The organism is Methylobacterium sp. J-090 (assembly GCF_022829345.1).
Lineage (GTDB): Bacteria > Pseudomonadota > Alphaproteobacteria > Rhizobiales > Beijerinckiaceae > Methylobacterium.
Window position 1 is genome coordinate 78,682 of record NZ_JAKSXV010000060.1, and the last position, 13,344, is coordinate 92,025.

The 13,344-nt window shown below is 71.4% G+C and carries 16 protein-coding genes; 8 read left to right on the top strand and 8 right to left on the bottom strand.

The annotated features are described in order from the left end of the window. Positions 1-2: 2 nt before the first annotated feature. The 3 genes from MKK49_RS08490 to MKK49_RS08500 all read left to right on the top strand — a co-directional run bounded on the left by MKK49_RS08490 (position 3) and on the right by MKK49_RS08500 (position 1,511). On the top strand, positions 3-497 hold the full coding sequence (locus MKK49_RS08490) for an HPr kinase/phosphorylase (RefSeq protein WP_244027696.1): 495 nt from the start codon (positions 3-5) through the stop codon (positions 495-497). Between the two features lie 125 nt (positions 498-622). After that, positions 623-1,024 carry a PTS sugar transporter subunit IIA gene (locus MKK49_RS08495; protein WP_056087142.1) on the top strand — a complete coding sequence of 134 codons (402 nt, stop codon included), beginning with the start codon at positions 623-625 and terminating at the stop codon, positions 1,022-1,024. 166 nt (positions 1,025-1,190) lie between these two features. Further along, on the top strand, positions 1,191-1,511 hold the full coding sequence (locus MKK49_RS08500) for an HPr family phosphocarrier protein (RefSeq protein WP_244027697.1): 321 nt from the start codon (positions 1,191-1,193) through the stop codon (positions 1,509-1,511). A 56-nt stretch (positions 1,512-1,567) separates the two neighbouring features. On the opposite strand, the gene MKK49_RS08505 is transcribed toward MKK49_RS08500, so the two are convergent. From MKK49_RS08505 to MKK49_RS08515, 3 genes are all read right to left on the bottom strand, one after another. Beyond that, the gene (locus tag MKK49_RS08505; protein WP_244027698.1) at positions 1,568-2,431 is read right to left on the bottom strand and encodes a hypothetical protein; all 864 of its coding nucleotides are present in this window, start codon (positions 2,429-2,431) and stop codon (positions 1,568-1,570) included. Between the two features lie 161 nt (positions 2,432-2,592). Next, positions 2,593-3,714 (bottom strand): CobW family GTP-binding protein, encoded by a 1,122-nt coding sequence (locus MKK49_RS08510; protein WP_244027699.1) that lies wholly within the window; start codon positions 3,712-3,714, stop codon positions 2,593-2,595. Between the two features lie 62 nt (positions 3,715-3,776). After that, positions 3,777-5,312: a D-alanyl-D-alanine carboxypeptidase family protein gene (locus tag MKK49_RS08515; protein ID WP_244027700.1), complete on the bottom strand. Its 1,536-nt coding sequence runs from the start codon at positions 5,310-5,312 to the stop codon at positions 3,777-3,779. 274 nt (positions 5,313-5,586) lie between these two features. Between MKK49_RS08515 and queE the strand changes: the two genes are divergently transcribed. Genes queE through queC form a run of 3 tightly spaced genes read left to right on the top strand, consistent with a single transcriptional unit; the run spans position 5,587 to position 7,335 of the window. Further along, entirely contained in the window at positions 5,587-6,225 is a 639-nt protein-coding gene (gene queE, locus MKK49_RS08520) for a 7-carboxy-7-deazaguanine synthase (RefSeq protein WP_244027702.1), read from the top strand. Between the two features lie 22 nt (positions 6,226-6,247). Further along, on the top strand, positions 6,248-6,631 hold the full coding sequence (queD, locus tag MKK49_RS08525) for a 6-carboxytetrahydropterin synthase QueD (protein ID WP_244027704.1): 384 nt from the start codon (positions 6,248-6,250) through the stop codon (positions 6,629-6,631). Beyond that, positions 6,628-7,335: a 7-cyano-7-deazaguanine synthase QueC gene (gene queC / locus MKK49_RS08530; RefSeq protein WP_244027706.1), complete on the top strand. Its 708-nt coding sequence runs from the start codon at positions 6,628-6,630 to the stop codon at positions 7,333-7,335. Before queD ends, queC begins: the two co-directional genes overlap by 4 nt. Positions 7,336-7,348: 13 nt before the next feature. On the opposite strand, the gene MKK49_RS08535 is transcribed toward queC, so the two are convergent. From MKK49_RS08535 to MKK49_RS08555, 5 genes are read right to left on the bottom strand one after another with little or no spacing between them, the layout of a single operon-like run. Then, on the bottom strand, positions 7,349-7,639 hold the full coding sequence (locus tag MKK49_RS08535) for an addiction module antidote protein (RefSeq protein ID WP_313899151.1): 291 nt from the start codon (positions 7,637-7,639) through the stop codon (positions 7,349-7,351). A gap of 13 nt (positions 7,640-7,652) precedes the next feature. Beyond that, positions 7,653-7,943, bottom strand: coding sequence for a type II toxin-antitoxin system RelE/ParE family toxin (locus MKK49_RS08540; RefSeq protein WP_244027708.1), 291 nt, complete (start codon positions 7,941-7,943; stop codon positions 7,653-7,655). A gap of 52 nt (positions 7,944-7,995) precedes the next feature. Then, positions 7,996-8,481: a secondary thiamine-phosphate synthase enzyme YjbQ gene (locus MKK49_RS08545; protein ID WP_244027710.1), complete on the bottom strand. Its 486-nt coding sequence runs from the start codon at positions 8,479-8,481 to the stop codon at positions 7,996-7,998. Then, positions 8,478-10,388: a cisplatin damage response ATP-dependent DNA ligase gene (locus MKK49_RS08550; RefSeq protein WP_244027712.1), complete on the bottom strand. Its 1,911-nt coding sequence runs from the start codon at positions 10,386-10,388 to the stop codon at positions 8,478-8,480. Before MKK49_RS08550 ends, MKK49_RS08545 begins: the two co-directional genes overlap by 4 nt. Next, positions 10,385-11,425 (bottom strand): ligase-associated DNA damage response exonuclease, encoded by a 1,041-nt coding sequence (locus MKK49_RS08555; RefSeq protein WP_244027761.1) that lies wholly within the window; start codon positions 11,423-11,425, stop codon positions 10,385-10,387. The genes MKK49_RS08550 and MKK49_RS08555 overlap by 4 nt, the downstream gene beginning before the upstream one ends. Before the next feature lie 55 nt (positions 11,426-11,480). Between MKK49_RS08555 and MKK49_RS08560 the strand changes: the two genes are divergently transcribed. Both MKK49_RS08560 and MKK49_RS08565 read left to right on the top strand, forming a co-directional pair. Next, positions 11,481-12,458, top strand: coding sequence for a class I SAM-dependent DNA methyltransferase (locus MKK49_RS08560; RefSeq protein ID WP_244027714.1), 978 nt, complete (start codon positions 11,481-11,483; stop codon positions 12,456-12,458). 130 nt (positions 12,459-12,588) lie between these two features. Beyond that, positions 12,589-13,326 (top strand): YoaK family protein, encoded by a 738-nt coding sequence (locus tag MKK49_RS08565; protein WP_244027717.1) that lies wholly within the window; start codon positions 12,589-12,591, stop codon positions 13,324-13,326. Positions 13,327-13,344: the final 18 nt, after the last annotated feature.

Below are 13,344 nucleotides of genomic sequence, written 5' to 3' on the forward strand. Positions count from 1 at the left end.
CGGTGAACGCGGACACGATTCACGCCACGGCACTCGTCCTCGACGGCGCCGGCGTGCTGATCCGGGGGGACTCGGGGTCGGGCAAATCGACCCTCGCCCTCCTACTCCTCGACCGGGCGGCCATGATGGCCCTGCCGGCGTCCCTCGTCGGCGACGACCGCATCCGGCTCGTTCGCGAGAGCGACACCCTCCTGGCCCGGCCCCATCCGGCCCTGCGCGATGGGATCGAGGTGCGCGGCCTCGGCCTCTGCCGCGCCGTCGCGGGGGCGGACGCGGCCCCGCTCCGTCTCGTCGTCGATCTCGTGGCGCGCGGGTCCCGCCTGCCCGAGGCCCCGGCGCCGGCGAACCTCCTCGGCGTCTCCCTGCCGCGCCTCGTCCTCGACCGCCGGCTGCTGCGCTCGGGGCTGGCCCCGCGCCTCGTTCTCGATGCCCTGACGGGGACACGGGGCGGGCGCCACACGGCGATCCTTCGGCTGCCCGGGGTGGACGGACCGTAGCGCGGGGGCCACCATCGTGGCATGATCATGACGTTCAGGCCCACAAAACGTCACGATCACCTTGCGCTGGACCTTGCGCTGCACAAGATGGCGACTCCGCTCACAGGGCGTTGGAATCCGCGTCGATGATTGGAATGGTGCTCGTCACCCACGGGCTGCTCGCGACGGAGTTCAAGGCTGCCCTTGAACACGTCGTCGGGCCGCAGAAGCAGATCGAGACCATCACGATCGGGCCCGAGGACGACATGGAATTGCGGCGGCTCGACATCATGACGGCCGTCGGCCGCGTGAATTCCGGCAAGGGCGTCGTCGTGCTCACCGACATGTTCGGGGGCACGCCCTCCAACCTCGCCCTGTCGTGCATGAACGGCGGGCAGGTCGAGGTCGTGGCCGGGATCAACCTGCCGATGCTGATCAAGCTCGCCAGCGTGCGCGACGCCGAACCCCTGGGGGACGCGGTCCTGCACGCCCAGGAGGCGGGCCGGAAGTACATCAACGTCGCCTCGCGGGTCCTGGCCGGCAAGTAGCGGCCTGCGACGGGCGTTCTGCAAGGCGCGCCCGGGAAAGTGCGTCCCGATCGATCGCGTCCGGGCGCCTGCCTTCCTTACGCCGCCGCAACGGCCTACAGGCCAGTGTAACGGTTCCGGCGCCGGCAGAACGGCGCGCCGGCGGGCGAGGATTGGCGACAAGCGCATGATCGACGACGAGGATTCCGATGAGGCCCTGCCCCCCGTCCCCGAGGGCGGCCTGTTGCGGGTGCTTCCCATCGTCAACCGGCGCGGCCTGCACGCGAGGGCCTCGGCGAAGTTCGTCCAGACCGTCGAGCGCTACGACGCCGCCGTCACGGTCACCCGCGCGGGCGAGACGGTGGGGGGGCGCTCGATCATGGGCCTGCTGACCCTCGGGGCCGCGCAAGGGACCACCATCGCGGTGGTGACCTCGGGCCCGGAGGCCGAAGCCAGCCTGCAGGCGATCACCGATCTCCTCGCCAACAAGTTCGGCGAGGACGAGTAGGGGCGGGTTTCCCCCGACCGCCGCAGCGGGGACGGAGGGCGCCGGTCGGCGGCCCCCTAGGCCGAGCGGTCGAGGCGGCCCGTGCCCGCCATCCCCTCGGAGGCCCGGCGCCAGAGGACGGCGTGCGGGCCGGTGCCGAGGTGCAGGGCGGCGGCGACGACGCGGCCGTTCCGGCGGGTCAGGTCGACGGCGGCCTGATGGCGGCGGGCGAACAGGCGGGTCACCACCCGCACCAGGGCCGCCTCCGAAGGGTCGCCGATGATCGGGGCCGCCGCATGCGCGGCGTCTAGGATCAGGAATTCCTCCACGGCGTCGCGGATGCGATCCGGCGCGACGATGTGCTCGCGCCGCGACGCGCCGGCGCCGCCGATGTCGAGCAGGTTGCGCGCCGGGATGCGGACCGCGTCCGGCACCGGCCTGAGGACCGGGCGGGTCCCCGCCTGCGTCGGCGCGGCGAGGTCGACGGTCGCGCCCCGACGCAGGGTCCGGAGGTGATCGCGCAGCGCCGCCCGCACCGCGTCCCCGCATGGAGCTTCGAGGACCGGCGCCACCGCGTGGCCGTGCGGCTGCCACAGGGCGATGCGCCCGTGGCCCCAGACCGGATTCGGCATCGTCAGGGGGATCGCGCCGCACAACGCGCGCCGCGCCCCCGCCCGGCCCCAGGCGAGGGCGAACACCACCTCGCGCCCGCCCGCCCCGTGCTGCGCCGCCGCCTGGAGGTAATCGGGGTCGCAGAACGGGTCCGAATTGCCCGTCCGGGTCAGGAGCGCGCGCCACGCCGCCTCCGCCTCGGGCACGACCTGACCCGGGCGGCACAGGTCGATGTGCCAGGACTGGAGATCGGCCGGACACGCCGCGTCGAGCCCCGGGGCATCCTCCGAGGCTCCACCCGTGATCACCGTGAACCGCCGTGCCGCCATCGTGAAACATTTCCCACCCGCGTCCCGATGCGGGACGGTCCGGCGCCCGGGGGCGCCCCATTGCGGTCACGGGTTCAAGATCGAGGCCGCGCGGGTCCGCCCCGGACCGGGAATCCGGGTGTGCCTGAGGCTTCGGGCGCTTCCGCGGTCCCGGCGGCGGCTCAGCCGCCCGGGATCGCCAGGGGGTTGGCGGTCAGGGCCGCCACGTCGGGCGCGTCGATGCGCGGACGGCCGAGGAAGGCGTCCCACAGGCCCGAGACGAAGGCCGGGTCGAGATCGCGCACGATGAGGACGAGGCGCGAGCGCCGGTCGTCGTCGGGCCACGCGTCGAGGTGCACGGGGGCGTGGACGATGTGCTGCACGCCGTGGACCACGACGGGGTTGTCCGGCGCGTCGGCGAGCGCCACGAGGCCCTTGAGGCGCAGGAGCTTCGGTCCGTGGGCCGAGCGCACGAGATCGAGGAACATCTCGAAGGTGGCGCGGGCCACCGGCACGTCGGAGGTGAGGGTGAAGGCGCGGATCGCCGCGTCGTGCCGGTTCACGTCGTGATGGTGGTGGCCGTGATGATGATGGTGGTGCGTGTCCACCGCCTCGGCTCCGAGCCAGGCGGCGACGTCGGCGCCCTTGCCGTCGAGGCCGAAGAACCCGCAGAGCAGATCGGCCGGCGCCACGTCGGCCCCGTGGATCGCGGCGGCGGGGTTGAGGGCGCGCAGGCGGCCCTCGAGGGCCTCGGTCCCGCCCTCGGCAAGGTCCCGCTTCGTCAGCACCAGCCGGTCGGCCACAGCCGCCTGGCGGACGGCCTCCGGGTGGGCGTCGAGGGTCGCATCGCCGTTGACCGCGTCCACCACCGTGACGACGCCCTGCAGCCGATACCGCATCACGAGGTAGGGGTGGTAGATCAGGGCGTGGAGGATCGGGGCCGGGTCGGCGAGCCCCGTGGTCTCGATGACGACGCGGCGGAACGGCGGGATGCGGCCGTTGTCGCGCTTGCGCAGCAGGTCTTCCAGGGTGGCGATGAGGTCGCCGCGCACGGTGCAGCACAGGCAGCCGGCGCCGAGCAGGATCATGCCCTCGTCCACCGTCTCGATGAGAAGGTGGTCGAGGCCGATCTCGCCGAACTCGTTGACGATGACCACGGTGTCGGCGAGCGCCGGGTCGCGCAGCATCCGGTTCAGAAGGGTGGTCTTGCCGGCCCCGAGGAAGCCCGTGAGGACGGTGAGCGGGATCGGCGCGGGTGCGCGCGGATCGGTGGGCGAGAGCACGGAGGCGGAGGGATCGGTCATGGCGATGACCTAACCCGGCGGGCCTCCGGGCTCAATCGCCGCCCGGGCGGACCGGGCCCGCGCTACTCGTCCGCCGCCGCCTTGGCCGAGCGGGCGGCCGGCCTGGCGGCAGCCTTGACCGGCTTGGTCTCCGCCTTCGCTTCGGGCTTCGCCGCCTTGGCTTCGGGCTTCGCCACCTTGGGCTGCACCTTGGCGGCGGGCTTGCGGAGCGTGTTCACCTTGAGCTTGGGCGCCCCCTCCATCACCGGCGTCGACTCGACGGGGGCGTAGGCGCTGGCGGTGGACGGCACGGCGGCCTTGCCGCGCGCCAGGGCCTTCCTCGCCTCGGGCTTCTTCGAATCGACCTTCTTCGGGTCCGCCTTCATCTGGGCCTGACGGGCCTCCTTGGCCGCCTCGCGGCGGGCCGCGACGGTGTCGAGGCGGGCCTTGCGGGCGGCGGCCAGGGTTTGGGCGCGCTCGGCCTTGTCGGCCTCCGCCTGCGCGTTGAGGGCGATGGCGCCCTCGGCCGGATCGCGGCCGATCCAGACGGGGATCGGCTGGAGCGGCGCGCGGGCCGGCAGGGCGCGGCCCCGCAGGGCGCCGTTGTTGAGGGTGGCGAGCGCCAGGGCCGAGCCCGGGAGCGCGGCGGCGGCGAGGATCTGGGCGTTGGAGCTGTCGGTGTTGCCCGCGATCGCGCCCGGACCCTCGTCCACCGGCATGGGCTTCTTCTTGTCGCAGATGTAGGGGCGCAGGTCCGGCGGCTCGGAGATGCTGGACGCCGGAAGCGATTCGAGGGTCTGGGCGGTCCAGCCCGTGGACTGGCCGAAGCCGTAATCGAACAGGTCGGAGGCCTTGAGGTCGCGCTCGCGGGCGCTCGGCTGGCCCATCACCACGGTGATGAGGCGGCGCCCGTTGCGGGTGGCGCTCGACACCACGTTGAAGCCGCCCGAGCAGATGAAGCCGGTCTTCATGCCGTCGGCGCCGGCATACCGCCCAAGCAAGCCGTTGTGGTTGGCCATGATCGCCTTGCCGAACTGGATCGCCGAGATCGAGAACAGGCCCCGGCTGTCGGGAAAGTCGCGGATGAGGGCGCGGCCGAGGACCGCCATGTCGCGGGCCGAGGTCCATTGCCGGGCGTCGGGCAGGCCGTTGGGGTTGGTCCAGCGGCTCTCGCGCATGCCGATGCGGGCGGCGGTCTCGTTCATCAGGGCGGAGAAGCCGTCGATGGAGCCGCCGAGATTCTCGCCGATGGCCCAGGCGACGTCGTTGGCCGACTTCACCATGATGATCTTCAGGGCGTTGTCGAGGGTGAGCTGCGTGCCGGGGCGAAAGCCCATCTTCGAGGGCGGCTCGGCGGCGGCGGCGGCCGAGATCGTGATCAGCGAATCGAGGGAGACCTTGCCCTGGCGCACGAGATCGAGGGCGACGTAGGCGGTCATCAGCTTGGTGATGGAGGCGGGAAACCACGGGTCGGTTGCGCCCTGGGCGTAGATCACCTTTCCGGAATCGACCTCGACCACGAGGATCGGCGCGGTCACGGCCCCGGCGGCACTCGCGCCGAGCAGGCCGGCGCACGCCGAAAAACCAAGGGCGAGGCGCCTCATCAAGGGGTTCGACATCAGGCCTGTCTCGGAAGGGTCCGGTCCGATCCGATGGGGATCGGACCACACGGACACGTTAGGGCAACGGCAAAGCTTCGGCGAGGCCTCGCGTGCCCCGATCACCCCGCCAAAAACCCGGCCTCCGTGGCGAGAGCATGGCGAAGCCTTTCGCGGTGCACAGGCCAGCCGGACAGGGCATGCCCCCTCCCCGCGCGAAGCGGTGGCCTCGCGGCCGCACCCGGCTTATGTGCGGACAGACATTCGCACCCGACGGCGGGCGCCCGGGGACAGCATGGCTTACGCGGTCAAGGAACTCTTCCACACCCTTCAGGGCGAAGGCGCGCAGGCGGGCCGGGCCGCGGTGTTCTGCCGATTCGCCGGCTGCAACCTGTGGTCCGGCCGCGAACAGGACCGCGCCACGGCCGCCTGCCGCTTCTGCGACACGGACTTCATCGGGATGGACGGGGACGGCGGCGGCCGTTTCGCCACACCCGAGGCCCTCGCGGACGCCATCGCCGAGACGTGGACGGGCGGGCCGCACCGCCGCTACGTGGTCTTCACCGGCGGCGAGCCCCTGCTCCAGCTCGATCCGGCCCTCATCGCGGCGGTGCATGCGCGCGGGTTCGAGGTCGCGGTGGAGACCAACGGCACCCTGGCGGCGCCGGACGGCATCGACTGGATCTGTGTCAGCCCCAAGGCCGGCAACCCGCTGGTGCAGCGCAGCGGCCACGAGCTGAAGCTGGTCTACCCCCAGGCCGAGGCCGAGGCCGATCCGGCGCACTTCGCCGATCTGCCGTTCCGCCATCACTGGCTCCAGCCCATGGACGGGCCGGCGCGGCGCGCCAACACCGAGGCGGCGGTGGCGTATTGCCGGGCCGACGCGCGCTGGCGCCTGTCGCTGCAGACCCACAAGATCATCGGAATCCCGTAGTGAGCCGTGTAGATTGCGCCCCATGAAGATCACCCAAGCCTTCACGTTCGAGGCGGCCCACCGCCTGCCCAACGTGCCCGAGACCCATCGCTGCCACCGCATGCACGGGCATTCCTACCGGGTTGAGCTGACGCTCACCGGCGCCGTCGATCCGCAGACCGGCTGGGTGGTGGACTTCTTCGACGTGGAGCACGCCTTCGCCCCCGTGCTGCTCCAGCTCGACCATTACTGCCTCAACGACATCGCGGGCCTCGAGAATCCCACGGCCGAGCACATCGCCGCCTGGATCTGGGCGCGCACCAAGGCGGCCCTGCCGGCCCTGTCCTCGGTAAAGGTGTACGAGACGCCGATGTCCTGGGCCGAGTACGAGGGCAGCGAAGCCCCGCAGGGCAAAAGCACACCATGAGCGACGACGGCGCCCTGGTCCTATTCTCCGGCGGCCAGGATTCGGCCACCTGCCTCGCCTGGGCCCTCGACCGCTTCCCCCGCGTCGAGACCCTGGGCTTCGAGTACGGCCAGCGCCACCGCATCGAGCTCGACGGCCGGGCCGCCCTGCGCGCGGGCCTGAGCGCCCTGAACCCGACCTGGGCGCGCCGCCTCGGCCCCGACCACACCCTCGATCTCGCCGCCCTCGGGGCGGTCTCGGACACGGCGCTCACCCGCGATACCGAAATCGCCATGGCGGCGGACGGCCTGCCCAACACCTTCGTGCCGGGCCGCAACCTCGTGTTCCTCACCTTCGCGGCGGCTTTGGCCTACCGCCGGGATCTCCGCCACATCGTCGGCGGCATGTGCGAGACGGATTACTCCGGCTACCCGGATTGCCGCGACGACACGATCAAGGCCCTGCAGGTCGCCCTCAACCTCGGCATGGCCCGCCGCTTCGTCCTCCACACCCCCCTGATGTGGATCGACAAGGCCGCGACCTGGGCGCTCGCGGAAAGCCTCGGCGGCCGGCCCCTGGTCGACCTCGTCGTGGAGGAGAGCCACACCTGCTACCTCGGGGAGCGGGGCGCACGGCATGATTGGGGCTACGGCTGCGGGACGTGCCCGGCCTGCGATCTGCGGGCGAAGGGGTATCGGGCGTTCGTGGCGGAGACGACGGGCTGACGCCGAGCCGAACTCAATGTGTCGGAGCGATGGCCGGCTCGATCGTGCGTTGCCGGCCAAGCGCCCTCAGGACGCTCACCACCGTGTCGGCGTCCGGATTTCCCTCGGCCGCGATCATCCTGAAGAGGGCTTCGCGAGGCAGTCCAAGCTCGCGTGCGACCTGTGTCATGGCGCGCGCACGGGCGACGACCCCAATCGTATCCCGCACCAGATTTGGATCACCATCTTCGAGAACGGCCTCGATATAGAAGACGATGTCCTCTTCGGTCTTGAGGTGCTCCGCCGTATCGTACGGAAACGTCACAAGGGGTATTGCCTTACTCCTGATGTGCCAGGGCGTGCGCGGCTCGGATATCGCTCGCCTGGGTCGATTGATCGCCGCCGCAGAGCAGAATGATCAGTTCGCTCCCACGCCCCAGAAAGTAGACCCGGTAGCCTGGACCGTAATCGATCCGCATCTCGCTGATCCCCCCACCAACGGGTTTGACGTCGCCCGGATTACCGAGACGCAGGCGATCGATCCGCATTTCGATCCGTGCGGCGGCCCGGCGGTCTTGCAGAGCATCGAGCCATTGCCCGAAGTCGGGCATGCGGCAAATTTCGATCATAGGCGATCGCCGTCCGAAGGATAAGGTTCTTCGAGCCTGTCGAGCGAGCGCCTCACGCCCCCACCACCGCCAAGACAATCTCCCGCCGGTGCGGACGGTCGCGGTGCTCGATGAGGTAGATCCCCTGCCACGTGCCGAGCGCCAAGCGGCCGTCCAGCACCGGCACGGTCAGCCCGGAATCCGTCACCAGCGTGCGGATGTGGGCCGGCATGTCGTCCGGCCCCTCGTTGCCGTGGACGTACCCGGAATGGCGCGGGGCGAGGCCGTCGAGGGCCGTCATCAGGTCGGTCTGGACGTCGGGGTCGGCGTTCTCCTGGATCGTCAGGGAGGCCGAGGTGTGCCGGCAGAACACGCTCAGCACGCCCTGGCTGATCCCGCTCTTCGCCACGAACTCGGCCACGCGCGCGGTGATGTCCGTGAAGCCCTGGCCCGGCGTCGAGACCACGAGGCGGGCGCTCGCCTGGGCGCTCACGGCACCGGCCTGAAAACCGTCGAGTCCACCGATCGTGCCGGCAAGGATCCTGGCTCCGCGCGTCATGCCGTCTCCTCTAGGGTGGCGCCCGGGGCGATCTCGCTCGTCCCCCGGGCCAGGATGGTTTCGAGGGCCGCGATCCCGTCGGCCTCGGCCGCCGGCTTGTCCCAGCGGATGCGGTGGACCCGGGGGAAGCGCAGGGCCACGCCGGACTTGTGCCGGGTCGAGCGCTGCACGCCCTCGAAGGCGATCTCCAGCACGAGGCCTTCCTCCAGGCCGTACGCGACCTCGCGCACGGGGCCGAAGCGCTTGGTGGTGTGGTTGCGGACGTAGCGGTCGAGCTTGGCCAGTTCCGCGTCGGTGAAGCCGTGATAGGCCTTGCCCACGGGCACGAGTTCCAGGCTGCCGTCCTCGCGGGGGCGCCAGACCCCGAACGTATAGTCCGAGTAGAACGACGAGCGCTTCCCGTGGCCGCGCTGGGCGTACATCATCACGGCATCGACGAGGTGGGGTTCGCGCTTCCACTTCCACCACGGCCCCTTGGGGCGGCCGGGCAGATACGCGCTGTCGCGCGCCTTCAGCATCACGCCCTCGATGGCGTCGGCATCCTCCCCGGCCCCCACGGCGGCCGGGTCGGCGCGGGCCTCGGCCAGATCCTCCCAGGTCGCGAACGGCACCAGGGGCGACAGGTCGATGCGGGCGTGGTCGAGGGCGGCCACGAAGGTCTCGAGGCGGGCGCGACGCTCGGCGAAGGGCAGCGGGCGCAAATCCTCGCCTTGCGCCGTGAGGAGGTCGTAGGCCCGGACATGTGCCGGGAATTCGTCCAGGAGCTTCGGGGTCACCGCCTTGCGGTTGAGGCGCTGCTGCAGGACGTTGAAGCTCTGCACGCGGGCTTCCTTCAGAATCAGCAACTCGCCGTCCAGCGTGCCCGTGAAGGTGATGGCCTGCGCCAGATCCGGGAAGGCATGGGTGATGTCCTCCCCCGTGCGCGAGTAGACCTTCGCGACCTGGACCCCAGCCTCGTCGAGGCCGCCCGAGAGCTGGACGCGGATGCCGTCCCACTTCCACTCGCCCGAGAACGCCGCCGGATCGAGTTTTTCGAAGTCCGTCTCCGCGTCGATGGGGTGCGACAGCATCGGCGGCCGGAACGGGGCGGGGTTGAGGGTGGTCGGACGTTCGGCCCGGCCCTCGACCCAGGCGAACAGGCTCAAGTACGGCGGCACCATGCCGTGCCAGACCTCCTCCACCGCGTCGGCCTCGTGGCCGCCGAGCGCCCCTACGGCCGTCTTGGCGAGGCGCGCCGAGACGCCGACGCGCAGGGACCCGGTGATGAGCTTCAGGAGCGCCCAGCGCCCGGTCTCGTCGAGGGCATCGAGCCAGGCGGCGATGTGCCCCGGCAAGTCGGCCTTCTTCACGGTGGCGAGGGTTTCGACCACCTCCGAGAGGGTCGGGATGTGGGGAGGCGGGTTGTTGTGGCCGGGGGGGGCAAGCGCCGACCCGCCCCATGCCGAAGGGGTACCCGACGTGTCGGCGTGAGGCGCGACAGGCTCCCTCTCCTGGAAGGAGAGGGCTGGGGTGAGGTGTGGGACCTCTCCGGAAAACTCACGCACCTCACCCTCTCCCTCTCCTGGAAGGTGTGGGGACCCGCGATGCCCGCTCGCAACCCGAGAGGCAGGTGCATCGCCCGAAGCCGTGACGTCGGGCGCCGGCCAGATCAGCGCCGTGGTCTCGGCGAGATCGCCGACGTAGTTGTGCGACAGGGCGAACAGCACCGGATCGACCCGCGCCTCGACGAGCCCCCGGATCATCGCGGGCTTGGCCTCGCGAAACGTCAGATTGCCGGTCATGGCGGCCAGGGCGAAGCCGCGCTCCGGGTCGGGGGCGCGGGAAAAGTAATCCTGCAGCAGGCGCAGCTTGGCGTTGCGGCGCGGCTCGTAGGCGAGGCGGTCGAGGAGGTGGGCGAAATCGTTCACGCGGCGACCTCCGCGACGCCCGGCTCGGCCTCGCCGTCGTCGCCGTAGCCCAGCAGGTGCAGGGGCTTGGCCTTGATCCCTTGGGTCCCGCACCAGTGCACCAGGGCGTCCTCCTGCCCATGGGTGACCCAGACCTCGCCGGCCCCGGTCTCCCGGATGGTGCGGCAGAGGTCGGGCCAGTCGGAATGGTCGGAGATGCACAGGGGCAGTTCGGCCCCCTTCTGGCGGGCCCGCGCCCGCACCCGCATCCAGCCGGAGGCGAAGGAGGCGACGGGATCGGGGAATTTGCGCGACCACACGTCCTGGATCGCGGAGGGCGGGCACAGCACGATGGCGCCGTGGAGTTGTCCGCGCTCGGCCGCCACCACCTTCGGGGTGTCACCCAGGGGAATACCCTCCTGCTTGTACAACTCCGTCAGCTTCTCCATGGCGCCGTGGAGGTAGATCGGCCGGTCGTAGCCGGCCTCCCGCAGGAGGGCCATCACCCGCTGGGCCTTGCCGAGGGCGTAGGCGCCGACGATGTGGGCGCGCTCGGGAAACAGCGCCACGGAATCGAGGAGTTTCTGGACCTCGTCCCGGGTGTCCGGCATCCGGAACACCGGCAGGCCGAACGTCGCCTCGGTGATGAACACGTCGCAGGGCATGACCTCGAACGGCAGGCAGGTCGGATCGGGCGCGCGCTTGTAGTCGCCCGAGACCACGACGCGCACGCCCCGCGCCTGGATCGCGATCTGGGCCGAGCCGAGGACATGCCCGGCGGGGGCGAAGCGGACGGTGACGTCGCCGACGCGGATCTCTTCGCCGAGCTCGGCTTCCTGCCGGCTCTCGCAAAAATCCTCGCCGTAGCGCACGGCCATGATCCGCAGGGTCTGGCCCGTGGCCATCACCCGCCCGTGGCCGGCGCGGGCGTGGTCGGCATGGCCGTGGGTGATCAGGGCCCGGGGCACGGGCCAGGTCGGATCGACGTGGAAGTCGCCGAGGGGGCAGTACAGGCCCTCGCGGGTCAGGGTGAGGAGATCGCTGGCGCTGAAGGTCATCGGCGCGGCATATAGGGCGCCCGATCCCCGAGCGAAGCGGACTCCCTCACCCAGCATGTCGCGCCCCTCCGGTTCCGGCGAGTTCCTCGCCGACAGACGCTACGCCTACGCGGAAGGGTGCCTCGCCGAGGGCGACGCGCTGGGTGCCGCCGAGATGGCCGAGCAGACCCTCGAGATCGCGCCCCGCTACGCCCCGGCCTGGTTTCTGCTAGGCCGGGCGCGGGAGGCGCACTACGTCACCCATGGCGACTTGCGGGACCATCACGCGGCGCTGCGCGCCTACGCGGCGGCCCTCGACCTCGACCCCGACGACACCCAGGGCGCCCGGCTGGCGCTGGCGCAGATCGGCGCTGGCGGCGGCGACGTCCTGGGGGCGATCTCGCCGGCCTATATCCGCGCCCTGTTCGACGCCTATGCGTCCCGGTTCGAGCGCCACCTCGTCGACGATCTCGCCTACCGCGCGCCGGAGCTCATGGTGGCGGCCCTCGACGCCCTGCCGGATGCGCCGGCGGCCTATGAGTCCGTGCTCGACCTCGGCTGCGGCACCGGACTCATGGGCGCCGCCCTGGGCGACCGGGCGCGGCACCTCACCGGCATCGACCTCTCGCCCCTCATGCTGGCGCAGGCCGCGCGGGGGAAACGCTACGCCCGCCTCGTCGAGGGCGACCTCGTCGCCGGCCTCGCCGCGGCGGAAGAGGCGGGGACCGACCTCGTCACCGCCGCCGACGTGATGATCTATGTCGGCGCGCTCACGGGCCTTCTCGCCGGCGCCGCGCGGGTCCTGCGGCCGAACGGGCGCCTCGCCTTCAGCGTGCAGTCGCATGCGGGCGACGGCCTCATCCTCGGGGCCGACGCCCGCTACGCCCACGGTGACGCCCTGGTCCGCGATGCCGTGACCCAGGCCGGCCTCATCCTCGATTGCCTCGATCCGGCGGCCATCCGCCGGGAGCGCGGTCTGCCCGTGTCCGGGCGCATCGTCGTCGCGCGCCGGCCCGGGTCACGGGAAAGTCAGCAGATCATCCCGCTCCGGTAAGCCGGAACGGTGGACAGGTGCCGCGCGGCACGCCATGGGCGGATTCAGCGACGCTCATGAACCCCTTCGCGCGCTTGGGCGCGTAAGGGTTCCGGCATCCCCCCCACCGCAGCCGTTCTTGGGAGATTCAATGGCAGACCCGCAGAGCAAGGCGTTTCCCGCCAGTGCGCGGACACGCATCCCGTTCGCCCTCGCCCTGTCGGCCGTGGCGGGCTGTGCCGATTCCATCGGCTTCCTCGAATTCTCGCAGCTGTTCATGTCGTTCATGAGCGGAAACACGACGCGGTTCGGCGTCTCGGTGAGCCGGTTCGACTGGGAGAGCACCTCGCGCGTCGCCTCCGTCATCATCCTGTTCTGCTTCGGCGCCTTCGCGGGCACGCTCATCGCCGCCTGGGTCGGGCGCTGGCGCCTGTCCGTGCTGCTGCTGCTCCAGGCGGTCCTGCTCACCGTCGGGCTCATCGTGCCGCACGGCACCTTCGCGTTCCCGCTCCACGCCTACCCCATCGTCATCGCGCTCGGCCTCCAGAACGCGACCCTGCAGGACGAGGGCGGCCGCAGCCTGGCGCTCACCTACGTCACCGGCGCCGTGGTGCGGTTCGGGACCGGGCTCGCCAACCTGCTCCTGGGCGTCGTCGCGCCGTCGTTCTGGATTCAGGCACCCCTGTGGGCGGCGCTGAGCACCGGCGCGGTCATCGGCGGCGTGCTGCAACTCCACTACGGCGAGGACGCGTTCCTGTTTCCGGCGGCCCTCGCGGCGCTGCTCGCGGTCATCGCCCTGGTGCTCACCATCGCCAAGCCCGGCAGCGCCTATGTCAGCGGCGAGGTCGAGCATCATCCGCCGGACGGCACCGCCGCCCCGACGTCCTGAGGCGGGCCTGCGCGGGGA